The following is a 15900-nucleotide window of genomic DNA, read 5'->3' as shown; positions in this document are numbered from 1 at the left end:
GTCCCCGTTTGTGGTGCCATGACCGAGAGGACACCAGAAGCGCGGCGGGAGTGTCCAATATTGATATGGCTGCCTCACTCATATAAATCTAGATATAGTTGCTGGTTATGGACCTGGTCCGCCATCTTCGCTACTTCATCGCGGTGGCGGAAGAGCTGCACTTCGGCAACGCCGCGATCCGGCTCGGCATGGCCCAGCCGCCACTCAGCCAGCGCATCAAGCGCTTGGAGGAGGAGCTCGGCACCCGCCTGTTCGACCGCTCCGCCCGCCAGGTCCGGCTCACCGAGGCGGGCAGGCTGGTGCTCGGCGAGGCCCGCGAGATCGTGGCCAGGGTGGACCGCCTGCACGAGCTGGCCAGGCACGGCGAGGACACGGTGCTCAAGGTCGGCGTCCCGCCCGACCTGGCCGCCGCCGTGATCGCCGCCCTGGTCGCGGACTTCCGCGAGACCCATCCCGAGGTACGCCTCGCGCCCACCGAGATCTGGACCGCCGACCAGGTGACCGCGCTGGCCGAGGGCATGATCGACGTCGGGCTCGTCCGGCATCCGGTGACCGCGCCGGGACTGCGCTTCGGCGATCCGCTCGTCCAGGTGCAGGGCGTGCTGCTGGCCGCCGGCGACCCGCTGGCCGGCGCGGGCGAGGTGCACCTGGCCGACCTGGCCGGGCGGGAGCTGCTGATGCCGCCCAAGGACGGCGAGCCCGGCATGTACGCCGAGACGCTGGCGGAGTGCCGTCGCCACGGCTATGTCCCCCCGCAGATGCACCAGGGCGCCGGGCTCGGGCTGGTGCTGGCGGGTGCGGCGGTGGCGTTCGCGCCGAAGGCCGAGGTGCCGGGGCTGGCGTGGCGGCCGCTGCTAGGCTCGCCGATCGCCTACCGGGTCTCCACGGCCTGGCGGGTGGCCACGGGCCCGATCGACGATTTCTCGGCCGTGGCCGTACGGACGTTGAAGGAGAGCGCCGGGATGACGGACGCAGGCGCCGTGCCCGCGCGGCGGGTCAGCCGCAGGCCGGGGATGCTGGCATGAGCAGTCCTGACTTCGAGACGCTGTTCCGGATGGCGGGCGTCGCCGGCTGGCTGTACGCGGCCGACATCGACTCCGGGCGGGGCATCGGCCACGGGGCCGACGAGCCGTTGCCCACGGCGTCGATGTTCAAGGTGCCGCTGCTGGTCGAGTTCTGCCGGCAGGCCGACGCCGGGCTGCTCGACCCGACGAGCCGGGTGACGGTGACGGCCGGCGACCGGGTGGCAGGGCCGACGGGGATCTCGGCGATGCTCGACGACGTGACGATCTCGCTGCGCGACCTGGCGTACCTGATGATCGCGGTGAGCGACAACAGCTCGGCCGACGTGTTGCTCGGGCGGGTCGGGATGGACGCGGTCAACGCCATGCTGGCGCGCCACGGGCTGACGGCGACCCGCGTGACGCAGAGCGCCAAGGAGCTCAACGAGAGCATGCGAAAGGACACCGGGCACGGGTGGCCGTACCTGGATCCGGACGAGGTGGCCCGGCTCAGCGCGCTGGACCCGGCGCGGGCGAACCGCAGCACGCCGCGGGAGATGGCCCGGCTGTTCGGGCTGATCTGGCGGGACGAGGCGGCTTCGGTTGCCTCCTGCGCCTGGATGCGTACTGTTCTGAACATGCAGGTGTGGCCGCACCGGCTGGCCTCCGGCTTCCCGTACGACGACGTCGCGGTCAGCGGCAAGACGGGCACGCTGCCGACGCTGCGCACCGAGTCCGGCGTCGTCGAATATCCCGACGGCAGGCGCTACGCGGTGGCGGTCTTCACCCGTTCCTTCAGCACCGCGCTCAACCAGCCGCGCGCCGACGCCGTCATCGGCACGGCCGCGCGTATGGCGGTGGACCACCTACGGAGATAGTCAGTTGTGTGGGGGGTACAGGTATGTCCTCCCACTGATCGGGCGACAGGATGGGCACATGGTTGCTGAGGGCGAGCTTCTCTGGGAGCCGAGCGAAGAGGTGGTCGAAAGGGCCCGGCTGACCCGCTACCTGGAGTGGCTGGGACGGCGGGAGGAGTCCTACGAGGACGTGTGGCGGTGGTCGGTCGACCAGCCGGCTGAGTTCTGGACGTCGATCTGGGACTACTTCGACGTCATCGGGGAGCGCGGCGGCGGGCCGGTGTTGTCCGGCACCATGCCTGAGGCCCGGTGGTTCGCCGGGAGCTCGCTCAACTACGCCGAGAACGCGTTGCGCGGGGCCGAGGGCACAGCGCTGGTCTTCGTCTCCGAGGACGGCGCCCGCCAGGAGCTGAGCCGCGCCGAGCTGCGTGAGGAGGTCGCCCGCGTGCGGGCCGGGCTGCTCAGGCTCGGCGTGCAACAGGGCGACCGGGTCGCCGGCTACCTGCCGAACATCCCGCAGGCTCTGATCGCCTTCCTGGCCACCGCCTCACTGGGCGCCATCTGGTCGGCCGGCTCGCCCGACTTCGGGGTGCCGAGCATCGTCGACCGGTTCAAGCAGATCGCGCCGAAGGTGCTGATCGCGGTCGACGGCTACCACTACAACGGCAAGAGCTACGACCGCTCGGCCGCGGTCAACGAGATCGCCGCCGAGTTGCCCTCGCTGCGTGCCACCGTGTGGATCCCTTACCTGGCGGCGGCCGACGAGGGCCGCGCGCCACAGCAGGCCGAGCCCACTCCGGCGCACACCCAGGAGATGCCGCACGGCGAGGTGGTCGGCTGGGAGGGACTGCGGGCCGAGCTGGGGCCGCTGGAGTTCGAGCGGGTGCCGTTCGATCATCCCCTGTGGATCCTCTACTCCAGCGGCACGACCGGGTTGCCGAAGCCGATCGTGCACGGCCACGGCGGGGTGGTGCTGGAGCATCTCAAGTCGCTCGCCTTCCACCAGGACCTGGGCGAGGGCGATGTGTTCTTCTGGTACACCACCACGGGCTGGATGATGTGGAACTACCTCATCGGCGCCCTGCTGGTGGGTGCCACGCCGGTGCTGTACGACGGCTCGGCCACCCATCCGTCGCCGGCCGCGCTGTGGCGGATCGCCGATTCTGAGGACGTGACGTACTTCGGAGTCGGGGCGCCGTACATCATGGCCTCGCTGAAGAGCGGTGTGCGGCCGTCCGGGCTGGAGCGGCTGCGCGGGGTGGGCTCGACCGGGTCTCCGCTCCCGCCGGAGGGGTTCGCGTGGGTGGCGGCCGAGCTGCCCGGGATCCCGATCGGGTCGTTCTCCGGCGGCACGGACGTGTGCACGGGCTTCGTCGGGGCGACCATGCTCCACCCGATCAGGGCGGGGATCATCCCGTGCCGGTCGCTGGGCGCGAAGGTGGAGTCGTACGACCCCTCGGGCAAGCCGGTCGTCGGCGAGGTCGGCGAGCTGGTGCTGACGCAGCCGATGCCGTCGATGCCGGTGATGTTCTGGAACGACCCCGGCGGCGAGCGTTACGCCGAGAGCTACTTCGACGTCTATCCGGGCGTGTGGCGGCACGGCGACTGGATCAAGATCAACGAGGACGGTAGCTGCGTGATCTACGGCCGCTCCGACTCGACACTCAACCGGGGCGGCGTCCGGATGGGCACCAGCGAGTTCTACCGCGTCGTCGAGCGGTTCGAGGAGATCGCCGACAGCCTCGTGATCGACACGGGCCAGCTCGGGCAGGAAGGGCGGCTGCTCCTGTACGTGACGCTCGCCGAGGGCGCCGAGCTCACCGAGTCGCTGGAACGCGAGCTCTGCGCGGCCCTGCGCGAGGAGCTGTCACCCCGGCACGTGCCGAACGAGATCCGCGTGGTGCCCGGCATCCCCCGCACCCTGTCGGGGAAGAAGCTGGAGGTGCCGGTACGCAAGATCCTGCTCGGCACGCCGGTGGAGGAGGCCGCCAATCCCGACGCCATGGCCAACCCCGAGGTGCTGCAACACTTCAGGCCGCGGCCCTGAGCGGCAGGTGCTCGGTCGCCCGCACGCCGCCGTCCACGCCGTAGCCGACGCGCTTGACGGCCAGGTCGTGCACCCAGCGGGCGACGTTCATTTAGCACAAAGCAACGATATTTCAACCTCTTGATCACTTTCGGCTCCTGCAGTCATGGTGGGGTAGACCCCATGATCGACAGGAGCTCGCGCATGAACAGGTACAGCCGTCGAGGATTCCTCACAGCGACACTGGTGGCGGGCTCGGCCGCCGCAATACCGGGCTGGGCGGGGACGGGAACGGCGGCTGCCGCGAGCACCCCGTTCACCCTTGGGGTGGCGTCGGGCGATCCGGCGCCCGACGGGGTCGTGTTATGGACCAGGCTGGCTCCTGAGCCGCTCGCCGTGGACGGCCGCGGCGGTATGCCAGAGCAGGCCGTACAGGTGCAGTGGCAGGTCGCCGCCGATGACCGGTTCCGGCGTGTCGTTCGCGAGGGGATCAGCCTGGCCAGACCGGAGCTCGGGCACAGCGTGCACGTTGAGCTGCACGGCCTGCGTCCCGGCAGGGAATACTTCTATCGGTTCCGCGCGGGCGGCGAGATCAGCCCGGTCGGCCGGACCAAGACCGCGCCTGCGCCGGGGGCGGACCTGAGCGCCCTGGCCTTCGCCTTCGTCTCCTGTCAGTGCTGGTACGAGGGCTTCTACACCGCCTACCGGCACCTGGCCCAGGAGGACCTGGACGTGGTCCTCCACCTCGGCGACTACATCTACGAGTACGGCGTGGGCGCCACCGGCGGGGTGCGCGGGCTCAGCCTGCCCGAGCAGTACCTGAAGGAGACCTTCACCCTGACGGAGTACCGCAACCGGCACGCCCTCTACCGGACCGACCCTGACCTGCAGGCCGCGCACGCGGCGTTCCCCTGGATGGTGACGGTCGACGACCACGACGTGGAGAACAACTGGGCCAAGGACATCTCCCAGATCGACACCGAGCCCGACCAGGACCCGCAGGTCTTCCTGCAACGGCGGGCCGCCGCCTTTCAGGCGTACTACGAGCACCTGCCGCTGCGTCGCGCCTCCATGCCCGGAGGGCCTGACATGCGGCTCTATCGGCGCGCGTCCTTCGGACGGCTGGCGACCTTCAACGTGCTCGACACCCGCCAGTATCGCGACGACCAGCCGTGCGGCGACGGATTGGACGTCGGATGCGCGGACCGGCTGGACCCGAACCGGACGATGCTGGGCGCCAGGCAGGAGGAGTGGCTGCTCGGCGGCCTCGCGCGCTCGCGTACGACGTGGAACGTGCTGGCGCAGCAACTGCTCATGGCGCCGCTCGATCACGACGCCAGTCCTGACGTGCAGGCCTTCGGCATGGATCTGTGGGACGGCTACGCCTCCGCCCGCGCCCGGCTGTTGTCGGGGATGGTGGAGCACAACGTGCGCAATCCGGTGGTGCTGTCCGGTGACATCCACCGCAGCCTGGCGGCTGAGCTCAGGCCCGACTTCGACGACCCGAACTCTCCGGTCATGGGCGTGGAGTTCGCCGGGACCTCGATCGCCTCCGGTAAGGACGGCGCCGACCAGGACGGGCTCGGGCAGACGTTCCTCGCCGCCAATCCGCACCTGAAGTTCCACAACGTTCAGCGTGGCTACGTGCGCGCCACGGCGACTCCGGAGGCGTTGACCGTCGACTACCGGATCGTGCCCTACGTCACGCGGCCGGGGGCGGCCATCTCGACTCGTGCGTCGTTCGCGGTGGAGGCGGGCAACCCCGGCCTGCACCAGACGGCGGACAACCCGCCGATCGGCGTTCGGACCATTCCGGACGTGGCCGGCGAGCTGGACCATCTCGCCGAGCAACCGCAACGCTGACCGCATCGGGCCGGCGGGTGGGACGGCGTGCTTCCGAGTCTGCGCCTCCCACCGGCTGGCCTCGAGGGAGAACACCTCCTCTCCGGCATAGGATTCTGGTTTTACCGGTCAAACCAGAGGAGGATGGATCATGCCCGTACTGGCGGGACGCTCCGCGTTGATCACCGGTGGCGCAGGAGACATCGGTGCCGCGATGGCCGCCGAGCTGACTCGCAGGGGAGCTCGCGTTACGCTCCTCGACGTGAAGTCGCCGGCCGAGGCCGGCCCGTGGATCGCCACCGCATCCGCGCACGGCAAGGTGGGCTATGTGCAGGCCGACGTGCGCGATCGGCCGTCCCTGGACGCCGCCGTCGACGAGGTCGGACATCTCGATATCGCCATCGCCAACGCCGGCGTCGTCAAATCCGCCCCGTTCCTGGAGATCTCTGTCGAGGATTGGGAACAACAGCTGGCGATCAATCTCACCGGCTGCTTCCACACGGCCCAGGCGTCCGCACGGCGCATGGTGGCCCAAGGATCTGGCGGGCGCATCGTGCTGACGGGATCCTGGGTCGGCACGGTGCCGTGGCCGGAGATCGCGGCCTACAGCGCGTCGAAGGCCGGCGTGGCGATGCTCGCCCGGTCGATGGCCAAGGAGCTGGCACCGCACGGCATCCTCGTCAACGCCCTCGCGCCGGGAATTGTGGCCGCGGGGCTGGCCAAGTGGCAGTTCGACAACGAGCCCGCCTACGCCGCGCGGGCCGCCCAGGCCATTCCGCTGGGAGTTCCGCAATCCGCCGAGCAGGTGGCCAGGGTGGCCGCGTTCCTGTGCTCACCCGACGCCGACTACATCACCGGCACGACCCTGCTGGCCGACGGCGGCTGCTCGCTGTTCAACCAGGACTGACCAGGAGTTGAAGATCAATTTGAAACAGACCCTAGCGCTGACGGGAGTTGGGCTCCAGTCGCAGCAGGTCGTCGTCAGGGCCGTCGAGCGCGGTCAGCACCGATTCGATGATGCCGTCGAGTGACACACCCGGCCCCATCAGCCGGGTGAGCTCGCGGCGGGCGAGCGTGTCGAGCCCCTTGTCAAGGTCTTCGCCGTAGTGGTAATGCGCCACTGACAGGTGTCCTTCCATGGCGCGGCGAGCCCGTTCGGTGTCGCGGTCGGCGATCGCCGCGAGGATGTCGTCGTGGTATGGAGCGCCCTCTCGGACGATCGTGGGGTCGGCGAGGCTGCGCAGCATGTATTCGAAGGTGAGCCCAGCGATCGACAGGAACATCACCTCCAGCACGGAGTTGCGGGCGGCCCGCGCGATGAGGATGTGGAAGGCGATGTCGGCGCGGGCCTTCTCGACGACATTCCCGGCCATCTCGAAGGCGCTCAGCATCTTGCGCAGCGCGGTCAGATCGTCCTCGGTCGCGTTTCGCGCGGCCAGCACGGCGGCGTGGGTCTCCAGCATGATCCGCGCGTCGGTCACCTCACGCGGGGTGGCGTTGCGCCGGCGGTAATAGGCCTCCAGCGGGCGGATGCTGTCGACGCTGCTCGGCTCGCGTACGAACGTGCCGCGCCCGGGAATGACCCGGACCAGCCCACGCTCCTGTAGTTCCTTGATGACTTCGCGGACGGAGGGGCGGCTGAGCCCGAAACGCTGGGCAAGCAGCCGCTCGGAGGGAAGCCGGCTGCCCGGGCTGATCTTCCCGGTGAGCAGGGCGTCCTCGAGATAGGTGGACAGCATGTCACGCGGAACGGCGTCAATCGTCACCGGTGATCCTCCCCGACAGCACCCCGCGCGGTCAGACCGGATGCTATGTCCCGTCCCCGCCGGAGGCAAACGCCCCTGATCATGGTAGCCGACGGTAGGTCATGCGGACGGTGACGTCGTCGACCGTGGCCAGCGGGATCCGCCCGTCGGCGGGCGGCACCGCGCGGCCGTCGACGGTGATCTCGGTGGGCCGCTCCGCGGTCCCCTCGGGAAGGGGCAGGCTCAGGGACAGCCGGTCCGGTGCCGGGTGGCTGTCGCCTTGGCGGGTGTAGCGGACGGTGACCGTGATCACGTCCGTGTGCTCGGTCGTGACGTGCAGGCTGACCGGCCCGAAGCGGGTGGCGCTGCGCTCCAGCTCGATGGTCTGACCGGCCCCGAACCACCCAGCCGGTACGGCAGGCAGCAGTTCGAGTGTGTCGTCCCGCTCGAACAGCAGCAGATGCCTGACCAGCCGCACGAATTCGGCCGAGGCCCAGTTGTGCGGCATATCTCCCCACAGCTGCCCGTTGCCGGTGGCGGTCAGCGACTGCTCCTCCCGCCATACGCGGGTGGGCGCGGCATGGTTGGCGAAGGCGTAGAGGTAGTCGACCGCCTTGTCGGCACGGCCGGCGTACAGCCACGCGTGCGCGGCGAACGAGGCGGCGTAGGGCCAGACGGCGCGGTAGGGCAGCCAGCCGGTCTCGGCAGGAATCCCCTGCTCGTCATCGAGCGCGTCGAACAGCGCCAGCAGGTCGGTGACCACGTGGTCGCCGGGCTCGAACACCTCTCCTGGCCAGATGGCCTGGCACAGCGCCCACGTGGCGCTGCCGGGCCGGATCCGATGCCATGCGGCCACGTCGGCCTCGACGGGACCCGCGTGGTAGTGATGCGAGCCGCTCTCCGGGTGGATCATGGGCAGGTACGCGAGTCCTTCCTCGCGGTGTCGGCGGGCCGCCTTGTCGAAGTTGGCGCGCAACTGGAGGTACTGCGCGTGAATCGCGTCGCGATCGGATGCGCGGCCGAGCATCGTCGCTCCCCTGGCCGCGGCGCGCAGCCCCGCGAGCGTCCACAGCGTGGTGGTGTACTCCGCCCGTACGCCTGCCACGCCTCCGTCGGCGAACGCCGGCGGCATCAGGCCGTGCAGCGGGTGACCGACGGGCAACGCGTCGGCCTGGCGACGCAGGTCGGCGATGTGGTCGATGGCGCGCAGCACCACCGGCCAGTGCGAGCTGAGCGCGCCGCGCGGGTCGGCGCTGAGCTCTGACTGCCGCACCAGCGTCGCGATCGCGATCGCGGTCTCCTTGATGTGCGGTGCCAGCTCCAACCCGGTGATGGAGCCGTCGGGTCTGACCCGGCGCAGGAGGACGCGCACACCGGCGTCGGCGTCGGCGGCGAAGCCGAGGTAGCGGGCCGTCTCCAGGATGAAATGGCCGTCGACGATCCACAAGCCGCGGTAGACCGTGGCGCCGACCTGCGGCACCGGCAGCCCGTCGCGGATCTCCCGCGCCTGCAGGAGGTTGCGCACGCAGGCCACCAGCAGGTCCTGCACGGCCGGATCGGGCACGGTGATCGGCAGCCGTAGCGCTGGAAGCTCGTCCCAGAAGGCGCGGGCACGGGTCAGGGCGGCCTCGGCCCAGGCCAGGTCCGCGATGGCGGGCGTCTCGGCCACGGCCGGCTGCGGCAGGACCAGTGCCCCGCCGGTCCGCCCGCCTGGTCGCAGGATCTCGGGGGTGACGTCAAGGCCGGTGGCGGGGTGGAATCCGGTCGGGTGGGCGAGATGGAGCCGTTGCGGCCGGTGGACCAGGGCGACAGGGCCGAGCGGCGTGCCGTCTTGTTCGGCGGTGTCGTCCATCCAGATCGGCTGGACAGGAGCCTGCTCGGGCGCCACCGAGTAGGCGACGTGGAACGGTGTCGTGCCACCCGTCAGCACCGCGTCGCGGTCGTGGTGGTCGATGTGCAGTCCGGTGAGCACCTCGCCGTCGTCGCCGATGTGCGTCAGCTCCCACATCACGACATCGGCGCGGAAGCCGTCGTGCTCGTGGGCGAAGGCGGTCAGCGTGAGCTCCAGCCGGGGGTAGCGCATGGTGGTGACCACGATGGGGCGTGCGGCGGACTCGGTGCACTGGGTCACCGACACGGGCCGGTCGGCGGTCTGGGCGGAGAACTCCACGACGGTGGCGAAGTGCCAGGCCGCGAGGTGCGTCTGTGTGAAGCCGTAGAGCAGGGCGCCGTCCTCGCGGACCAGGGTCTTGTGCGGGTCGTCGGGCAGGCAGATCGCTGTCCAGCGCGAGGGAGGCGCGAACCGGAAGTCGATGGCGTGGGACACGTACGGAGCCTTCCTTCTAAGGGTCAGCCCTTGACGGCGCCCTGCAGCATGCCGCGGATCACATGGCGTTGCAGGAAAAGGTAGACGAGGACGACGGGGACGGTGACGATGAGGGCCCCGGCCGACAGGCCGGCGACGTCGGTGGTGCGCTGGCCGACGAACAGGCCCAGGCCGGCGGGCGCGGTGCGGACGGCCGGATCCTGCAGCAGCACCAGCGACAGCAGGAACTCGTTCCAGCTCCAGACGAAGAACAGGACCATGAGCGTGGTGACGGCGGGCCGGGCGACAGGCAGCAAGATACGGAACAGGACGGTGAAGGAGTTGGCGCCGTCCATGCGGGCCGCCTCGATCAGCGCGCGGGGCGTGGAAAGGAAGAAGGCCCGCATCCAGAACGTGCCGAACGACACCGACAACCCGATCTCGGGCAGCATCAGGCCCAGGTAGTTGTCGGTGAGACCGAACTGGCGCAGGTCGTAGTAGAGCGGCACGACGGTGGCCTCGTACGGCATGACGATGCCGATCAGCATCACGTAGAACAGCGGGGTGCTGCCGCGGAACCGCATGGTGCCGAAGGCGTACCCGGTCATGATCGACAGCACCGTCGCGACCGGGACCACCACCACCGCGACGATCGCGCTCGAGGTGATGAGGTCGCCGAAGGAACCGGTGGTCCACGCCCGCGCGAAGTTGCCCCACTGCGGATCGTCTGGCCAGCTCAGGCCGGCGACCGGCGCCCCTTGGGGCTGCAGGGCGACCGAGAGGATGCTGAACAGGGGGAGCACTACGGCAAGGGCGAACAGGCACAGGAAGGTGTAGGCGCCGAGCCGTTCGAAACGGGCGTTCACAGCTTCTCCCGCAGCAACCGGGTGATCAACAGGACCACGGTGAAGATGAGCACGGTGAGCATCACGGCGACCGCACAGGCTTCGCCCACGGCCCCCTGGCGGAAGGCCAGCTTGTAGATCTCGAAACCGGGGACGTTGGTGGCGTTGCCCGGGCCGCCACCGGTGGTGACGTAGACCAGGTCGAAGGAGCGCAGCGCTGCGATCGTGGTGAGCGTGAGCCCCACGGCCATCTCCTGCTTGAGTCCTGGCAAGGTCACCGCGAAGAACTCCCTGACCGGTCCGGCTCCGTCGACGCGGGCCGCTTCGTACAGACTGGCGTCAATCTTGCTGATGCCGGCCAGGAACAACACCATGCACAGCCCGGACATCACCCAGGTGCCGACCAGCCCGAGCGCGGGCAGCGCCCAGGTGAAGTCACCCAGCCAGGCGCGGGCCAGCCCGTCCAGGCCGACCGCGGACAGCAGCTGGTTGATGGTCCCCTCGTCGGCGTACATCCACCGCCACGCGATGCCGACCACCACCGCGGTCACCACCTGAGGCAGGAAGATCACGGTGCGGAAGAAGCCCAGCCCACGCAGCCGGAACCGCGACAGTACCGAGGCCAGCACCAGTCCCAGGCCGACGGGCAGCGCGGCGAAGAAGAACAGAAACACCATCGAGTGGCTGAAAGCGGTGCGGACGTCGGGATCGGCCAGCTGCTCGGTGTAGTTGTCCGGCCCGGTCCAGGTGCCGAGGGTGATGCCGTCCCAGTCGTACAGCGACAGCCAGGCGGTGTGCCCCAGCGGCACCAGAACGAACAGCGCGAAGACCAGGAAACCGGGCAGGATGTACAGGTAGGCGACTCTGGAGTTGGCCCTCATATCGCCCTAGCCGTTACCGCGTTCGTCGGCCCAGTTCTCCTGGACCGTGGAGATGAGCTTGTCCGGCGTCGTCTTACCGGCGATCAGCTGCTGGACCGCGGGGAAGAGGGTGTCGCCCATCGACGGGGTCGCCCAGTCGAGGTAGAGCGCCAGCCCGTCGTCGGCGAGAACCTGCTGCCAGGTCTCCACCAAACCCTCCTGGGCACTGCCCGCCTTGGGCTCGCCCGCGTCACGCTCGGCGACGGGCAGGTAACCGCCCTGGAAGAGCGTGGCCGCGTTCTCCGGCCGGGTCATGAAGTCGATGAAGTTGGCGGCGACGTCGGGGTACTTGGTCTTGGCGGAGATGCTGAACGGCGAGGTGGTCGCGCCCGTCGCGCGGACCGGGTCACCGGCCTTGACCGGCGGCATCGCGGTGAATCCTGCCTTGCCGTCCATGTTCTCGTCGATACGCGACCGGTTCCAGCTACCGGAGACCATGAAGACGCCCTTGCCCTTGATGAACTTGCCGACGCCGTCGCTGTCGGAGGTGCCGTTGGCGGAGGAGTCGATGTAGCCGGCCTTGGCCCATTCCGCGAGGGTCTTGGTGGCCTGCTGCACACCGGGACTGTCGAAGGTGGCACCCTTGCGGCCGTAGACCCAGTTGAGCCCGTTCTCGTGCGGCTCGTACTGAGCGATCAGGTCGGACAGCACGTGATTGCCCGGCCAGGCCTCCAGGTTGCCGAGCTGGATCGGCGTCTCGCCCGCCGCCTTGGCCTTGGCCAGCGCGTCCTGGAAGGCGGCGAGATCCTTGAAGGGGGTGGTGATGCCGAGCTTGGCGAGCTTGTCCCGGTTGTAGTAGATGCCGACCAGGTTGCCGCCCAAGGCTATGCCGTACAGCTCGCCGGTGCCGAAGGTCTTGCCGTCCTTGGAGAACCGGGCCTGGTCGAGCAGGCCAGGCTTGAACCGCTCGCTCCAGCCGTACAGCTTGGCGTACTCATCCAGCGGCCGGAGCAGGCCCGCCTGGACCAGCGGGCCCTGCATCGTCTGCGCCTGGCCCGCCTGGGCGATGTCGGGCGCCGATTCCGAGGACATCTGCAGCTTGATGTTCTTGCCGTAGTCGGCGAAGGCCGTGTAAGTCGGTTTGATCGTGATGTTGGGGTGAAGCTGCTGATACTTGGCGGCCAGCTGCTCGATCGCCTTCCCCTGGCCACCTTCCTCGAAGTGGCTCAGTGTCAACGTGACCGGCTCGGTCGGTAGCGCACTGGACACGGCCTTGCCCGCGTCGGGGGCTTCGGTGGGTGCGGCACCAGGGGCGCAGGCCGTCACGGTGGCGGCTATGAGGGCCAGGCCGGCGATCGTACGTGTCGTCAACGTCATCGCAGACTCCTTTGCGGGCTTACCGGTCAGACCACCATCTAGGTAAACGGGAGGTTTCGTCAACCATGCCGACCGTCATCCAGGAGTTGCGGTCAGACCAGTCTGGCCGATAAGAAGACATGCATGAGCATCGAAGGCATCGAGACACTCGTCGTCGAGGAACTGCCCAACCTGCTGCTGGTTCAGGTGCACCTCGAGTCGGGCATCGTCGGGCTGGGCGAGACCTACTACGGGGCCTCAGCGGCCGAGGCGCACCTCTACGAGGCTCTGGCGCCCGCCCTGGTCGGGCGCGCCATGCCGCGGGACGCGGACGAGCTGCGGGCGCTGCTGACGGAGCTGGTGGGCTATGTCGGCTACCTGGGCAGCGGCGCCGAGGTCCGCGCGCTGTCGGCCATTGACCTGGCACTGTGGGACGCGATGGGCCAGGAGGCCGGCCTGCCGCTGGCCGAACTGCTCGGCGGCCGCGTCAGGAGCGACGTGCAGATCTACAACACCTGTGCGGGCCCGCACTACATGCGCCACCCCAGCGGCCAGAAGTCGGCCAACTGGGGGGTGGCCGGCGAAGGACGCTACGAGGACCTCTACGGCTTCCTCCACCACGCCGACCGACTGGCCGAGGATCTCCTGTCCGAAGGGGTGTCGGCCATGAAGATCTGGCCCTTCGACGTCTACGCCGAACGTTCGGCGGGACGCGAGATCAGCCGGGCCGACCTCGATGCCGGACTCGGCCCCTTGCGCAAGGTGCGCGACGCCGTCGGCGATCGCATGCGCCTCCTCGTGGAGCTGCACGGCTTGTGGGAGCCTTCCGTGGCGCGGGTCATTCTGGCGGCGCTCGCGGAGTTCGATCCCCTGTGGGTCGAGGACCCGATACGGCCGGATCGCTACGCCGAGCTCGGCGAACTCCGAGCGACCAGCCCGGTTCCGATCGCCGCCGGTGAGACGCTGGGTGGCCGCACGGCCGTGGCCCCTCTGCTCGATCGGCGCGGGGTGGACGTCCTCATCGCCGACCTCGGCTGGTGTGGCGGGATCAGCGAGGTCCTGGCTCTGGCCGAGCGCACGCTCGCGGCCGAAGTGCCCCTCACGCTCCACGACTGCAGCGGGCCCGTGGTGCTGGGCGCCTCGGCACACCTGGCCGTCCAGCTGCCGCACGTGTTCATCCAGGAGACCACCAGGGCCTACTACTCCAGCTGGTATCCGCAGCTTGTCACCGGCCTGCCGGACATCTCCGCCGGTCGGCTGAGCCCGGGAACGGCCCCCGGCCACGGAGTGCGGCTCCGCCCCGATCTCGACCAGAGCGCTACTGTACGCCGCCGCGTAACCGGCACCACCCATCCCCTCCCGCTGGCCCGATCGCCGCAGACCACTTAGGGATAGAGCGTGATTTTTCCGTGCGTGTCGCCCGATTCCGCCCTGCGGTGGATCTCGGGCAGCTCGGACAGGGCGTGTGACTCCGCGACCTCCACCGCGAGCCGTCCCTCGTCGATCAGGGCCGCCATCGCGCCCAGTTGCCCGGGGTCGTAACGCATCACGAAATGTGTGCCGCCCTCGATGGGGGTGGCGATGGTGACGATCACCCGGCCCAGCCCGGCCAGAGCTTTGGCCGCGTCCTCGGGGATCGGGATCAGATTCAGCAGCACGTCCATGCCGCCGGGCAGCGGAGCCTCGGTGTAGTCGACGACTTCGTCGGCACCGGTCCGTCTCACCGCATCGGCGCTGCGCGGGCCGGCCGTGGCGGTCACGTGCGCGCCTGCCAGCTTGGCCAATGGCACGGCGAACCGGCCGACGCCGCCGCCCGCGCCGTTGATCAGCACGCGCTGCCCCTGCGTGATGCGGGCGTGCTCGAAGATCATTTGCCAGGCGGTGAGCCCGGCCACGGGGATGGCGGCCGCGTCCGCGAGCGGAATGCTCTCCGGCGCCTTGACCAGGACGTCCGCGGGGGCGGTCACGTACTCGGCCGCCGCGCCGCTCACCACGCCGAAGACGCGATCCCCCGGTGCCAGGGTGGTGACGCCCGCACCGGTCTCGACGACCGTGCCGGAGACGTCCCAGCCGAGCGTGTGCGGCAGGGTCGCCTGGAACACCTCGGGGAGCAGCCCGGAGCGCAGGCCGACCTCCGACGGGTTGAACGAGGTGGCCGCCACCTCGACGAGTACCTCCCCGGGTCCAGGACGGGGCGTGGGAACCTCGTCCTGGCGGATCACCGAGGCGTCACCGAACCGGTGGATACGTGCCGCCCGCATCGTGGACGCCGCCTCGGGAGGGATGCGGAACTCGCCGGCGTGCTCCGCCACCCACTGCCGGAACGTGCTCGCGCGCCTCTTCGTGATCTCCTCGACCGTCGAGGTGACCGATGCCTGCACCCGGCTCCCCTCGGCCTGGGCCTGGAGGACGCCGTCCACCGCCTCAGGTGGCCAGCCCCTGGCCAGGAGGTCCGCGCGGGCGCGGTCCAGCGGGATCTCCTCCCAGCGGGCGGGTATCCCGGTGACCTCAGACATGATCCGCACCTGGTCGGCCTGCGTGATCACTTCGGGGCCCGTCAGCTCGTACGCCGCGCCGTGGTGCCCCTCGTCCAGCAACGCCCGCACGGCCACGGCCGCGATGTCCCGCTCGTGCACCACGGGGCCGGCGGCCTGCCCGTACGCGCCGCGCACCGCACCCGCCCGCACCTGCCGAGCCCACCGCAAGGCGTTGGCCGCGAAGGCGTGCGGGCGCAGGAACGTCCACTCCGTGCCCGACTCTTCGATCAGCCGCTCGACCTCGCGTTCGTGATCGCGCCGCGCCACCGACGAGAGGTAAACGACACGCAGGGCCCGCCCGGCGACGGCCTCGACCACCGCCCGCGCCCCCTCGGCCGTGGCGAACGGCCACACCAGGAACACCGCCTCCACCCCGTCGAGCGGCATCGTGGCCGGATCGGTCAGATCACCCGTGCTCCTGCTCAGGGCCAGGGGCTCGGCCCCGGCTTCCTTCAACAACGCCATGACGTGCCGGCCGACGGTTCCGGTCGCGCCGGTCACCAGGACTCGCTTCATGGGCACAACC

Annotated in this window: 12 protein-coding genes; 6 read left to right on the top strand and 6 right to left on the bottom strand. The window is 69.7% G+C overall.

Going from position 1 to position 15900, the window contains the following annotated elements:
* Positions 1-107 precede the first annotated feature (107 nt).
* The 5 genes from ACTWQA_RS09770 (at position 108) to ACTWQA_RS09750 (ending at position 6633) form a co-directional block, all read left to right on the top strand.
* Complete coding sequence (locus ACTWQA_RS09770; protein ID WP_443158934.1) at positions 108-1025, top strand: LysR family transcriptional regulator; 918 nt, start codon at positions 108-110, stop codon at positions 1023-1025.
* Positions 1022-1879, top strand: a complete 858-nt coding sequence (locus tag ACTWQA_RS09765) for a serine hydrolase (protein ID WP_443158933.1) — start codon at positions 1022-1024, stop codon at positions 1877-1879. The genes ACTWQA_RS09770 and ACTWQA_RS09765 overlap by 4 nt, the downstream gene beginning before the upstream one ends.
* Positions 1880-1937: 58 nt before the next feature.
* Positions 1938-3905 carry an acetoacetate--CoA ligase gene (locus ACTWQA_RS09760; RefSeq protein ID WP_443158932.1) on the top strand — a complete coding sequence of 656 codons (1968 nt, stop codon included), beginning with the start codon at positions 1938-1940 and terminating at the stop codon, positions 3903-3905.
* 183 nt (positions 3906-4088) lie between these two features.
* Entirely contained in the window at positions 4089-5747 is a 1659-nt protein-coding gene (locus ACTWQA_RS09755; protein WP_443158931.1) for an alkaline phosphatase D family protein, read from the top strand.
* Positions 5748-5877: 130 nt separating this feature from the next.
* The gene (locus ACTWQA_RS09750) at positions 5878-6633 is read left to right on the top strand and encodes an SDR family NAD(P)-dependent oxidoreductase (RefSeq protein ID WP_443158930.1); all 756 of its coding nucleotides are present in this window, start codon (positions 5878-5880) and stop codon (positions 6631-6633) included.
* Between the two features lie 31 nt (positions 6634-6664).
* Here ACTWQA_RS09750 and ACTWQA_RS09745 read toward each other — a convergent pair whose 3' ends face one another.
* The 5 genes from ACTWQA_RS09745 to ACTWQA_RS09725 all read right to left on the bottom strand — a co-directional run bounded on the left by ACTWQA_RS09745 (position 6665) and on the right by ACTWQA_RS09725 (position 12858).
* Complete coding sequence (locus ACTWQA_RS09745; RefSeq protein ID WP_305919261.1) at positions 6665-7492, bottom strand: FadR/GntR family transcriptional regulator; 828 nt, start codon at positions 7490-7492, stop codon at positions 6665-6667.
* A gap of 79 nt (positions 7493-7571) precedes the next feature.
* Entirely contained in the window at positions 7572-9797 is a 2226-nt protein-coding gene (locus ACTWQA_RS09740; protein ID WP_443158929.1) for a hypothetical protein, read from the bottom strand.
* A 23-nt stretch (positions 9798-9820) separates the two neighbouring features.
* Entirely contained in the window at positions 9821-10642 is an 822-nt protein-coding gene (locus ACTWQA_RS09735) for a carbohydrate ABC transporter permease (protein WP_443158928.1), read from the bottom strand.
* Positions 10639-11502: a carbohydrate ABC transporter permease gene (locus tag ACTWQA_RS09730; RefSeq protein ID WP_443158927.1), complete on the bottom strand. Its 864-nt coding sequence runs from the start codon at positions 11500-11502 to the stop codon at positions 10639-10641. The genes ACTWQA_RS09735 and ACTWQA_RS09730 overlap by 4 nt, the downstream gene beginning before the upstream one ends.
* A 6-nt stretch (positions 11503-11508) precedes the next feature.
* On the bottom strand, positions 11509-12858 hold the full coding sequence (locus ACTWQA_RS09725; protein WP_327585368.1) for an ABC transporter substrate-binding protein: 1350 nt from the start codon (positions 12856-12858) through the stop codon (positions 11509-11511).
* A gap of 123 nt (positions 12859-12981) precedes the next feature.
* On the opposite strand from ACTWQA_RS09725, the gene ACTWQA_RS09720 reads away from it, so the two are divergent.
* Complete coding sequence (locus ACTWQA_RS09720; protein ID WP_443158926.1) at positions 12982-14226, top strand: mandelate racemase/muconate lactonizing enzyme family protein; 1245 nt, start codon at positions 12982-12984, stop codon at positions 14224-14226.
* Here ACTWQA_RS09720 and ACTWQA_RS09715 read toward each other — a convergent pair.
* A complete protein-coding gene (locus tag ACTWQA_RS09715; RefSeq protein WP_443158925.1) occupies positions 14223-15890 on the bottom strand; it encodes an alcohol dehydrogenase catalytic domain-containing protein in 1668 nt (555 codons plus the stop codon). The two genes, ACTWQA_RS09720 and ACTWQA_RS09715, sit on opposite strands and share 4 nt — an antisense overlap.
* Positions 15891-15900 lie beyond the last annotated feature (10 nt).

The organism is Nonomuraea sp. 10N515B (assembly GCF_052245915.1).
Lineage (GTDB): Bacteria > Actinomycetota > Actinomycetes > Streptosporangiales > Streptosporangiaceae > Nonomuraea.
The sequence above is the reverse complement of the archived record's forward strand: the minus strand, read 5'-3'. Positions and strand labels throughout refer to the sequence as shown.

Coding starts and splice junctions, on each gene's coding strand:
- ACTWQA_RS09770 (WP_443158934.1), top strand. CDS start 108: ATGGACCTGGTCCGCCATCTTCGCTACTTCATCGCGGTGGCGGAAGAG.
- ACTWQA_RS09765 (WP_443158933.1), top strand. CDS start 1,022: ATGAGCAGTCCTGACTTCGAGACGCTGTTCCGGATGGCGGGCGTCGCC.
- ACTWQA_RS09760 (WP_443158932.1), top strand. CDS start 1,938: ATGGTTGCTGAGGGCGAGCTTCTCTGGGAGCCGAGCGAAGAGGTGGTC.
- ACTWQA_RS09755 (WP_443158931.1), top strand. CDS start 4,089: ATGAACAGGTACAGCCGTCGAGGATTCCTCACAGCGACACTGGTGGCG.
- ACTWQA_RS09750 (WP_443158930.1), top strand. CDS start 5,878: ATGCCCGTACTGGCGGGACGCTCCGCGTTGATCACCGGTGGCGCAGGA.
- ACTWQA_RS09730 (WP_443158927.1), bottom strand. CDS start 11,502: ATGAGGGCCAACTCCAGAGTCGCCTACCTGTACATCCTGCCCGGTTTC.
- ACTWQA_RS09725 (WP_327585368.1), bottom strand. CDS start 12,858: ATGACGTTGACGACACGTACGATCGCCGGCCTGGCCCTCATAGCCGCC.
- ACTWQA_RS09720 (WP_443158926.1), top strand. CDS start 12,982: ATGAGCATCGAAGGCATCGAGACACTCGTCGTCGAGGAACTGCCCAAC.
- ACTWQA_RS09715 (WP_443158925.1), bottom strand. CDS start 15,890: ATGAAGCGAGTCCTGGTGACCGGCGCGACCGGAACCGTCGGCCGGCAC.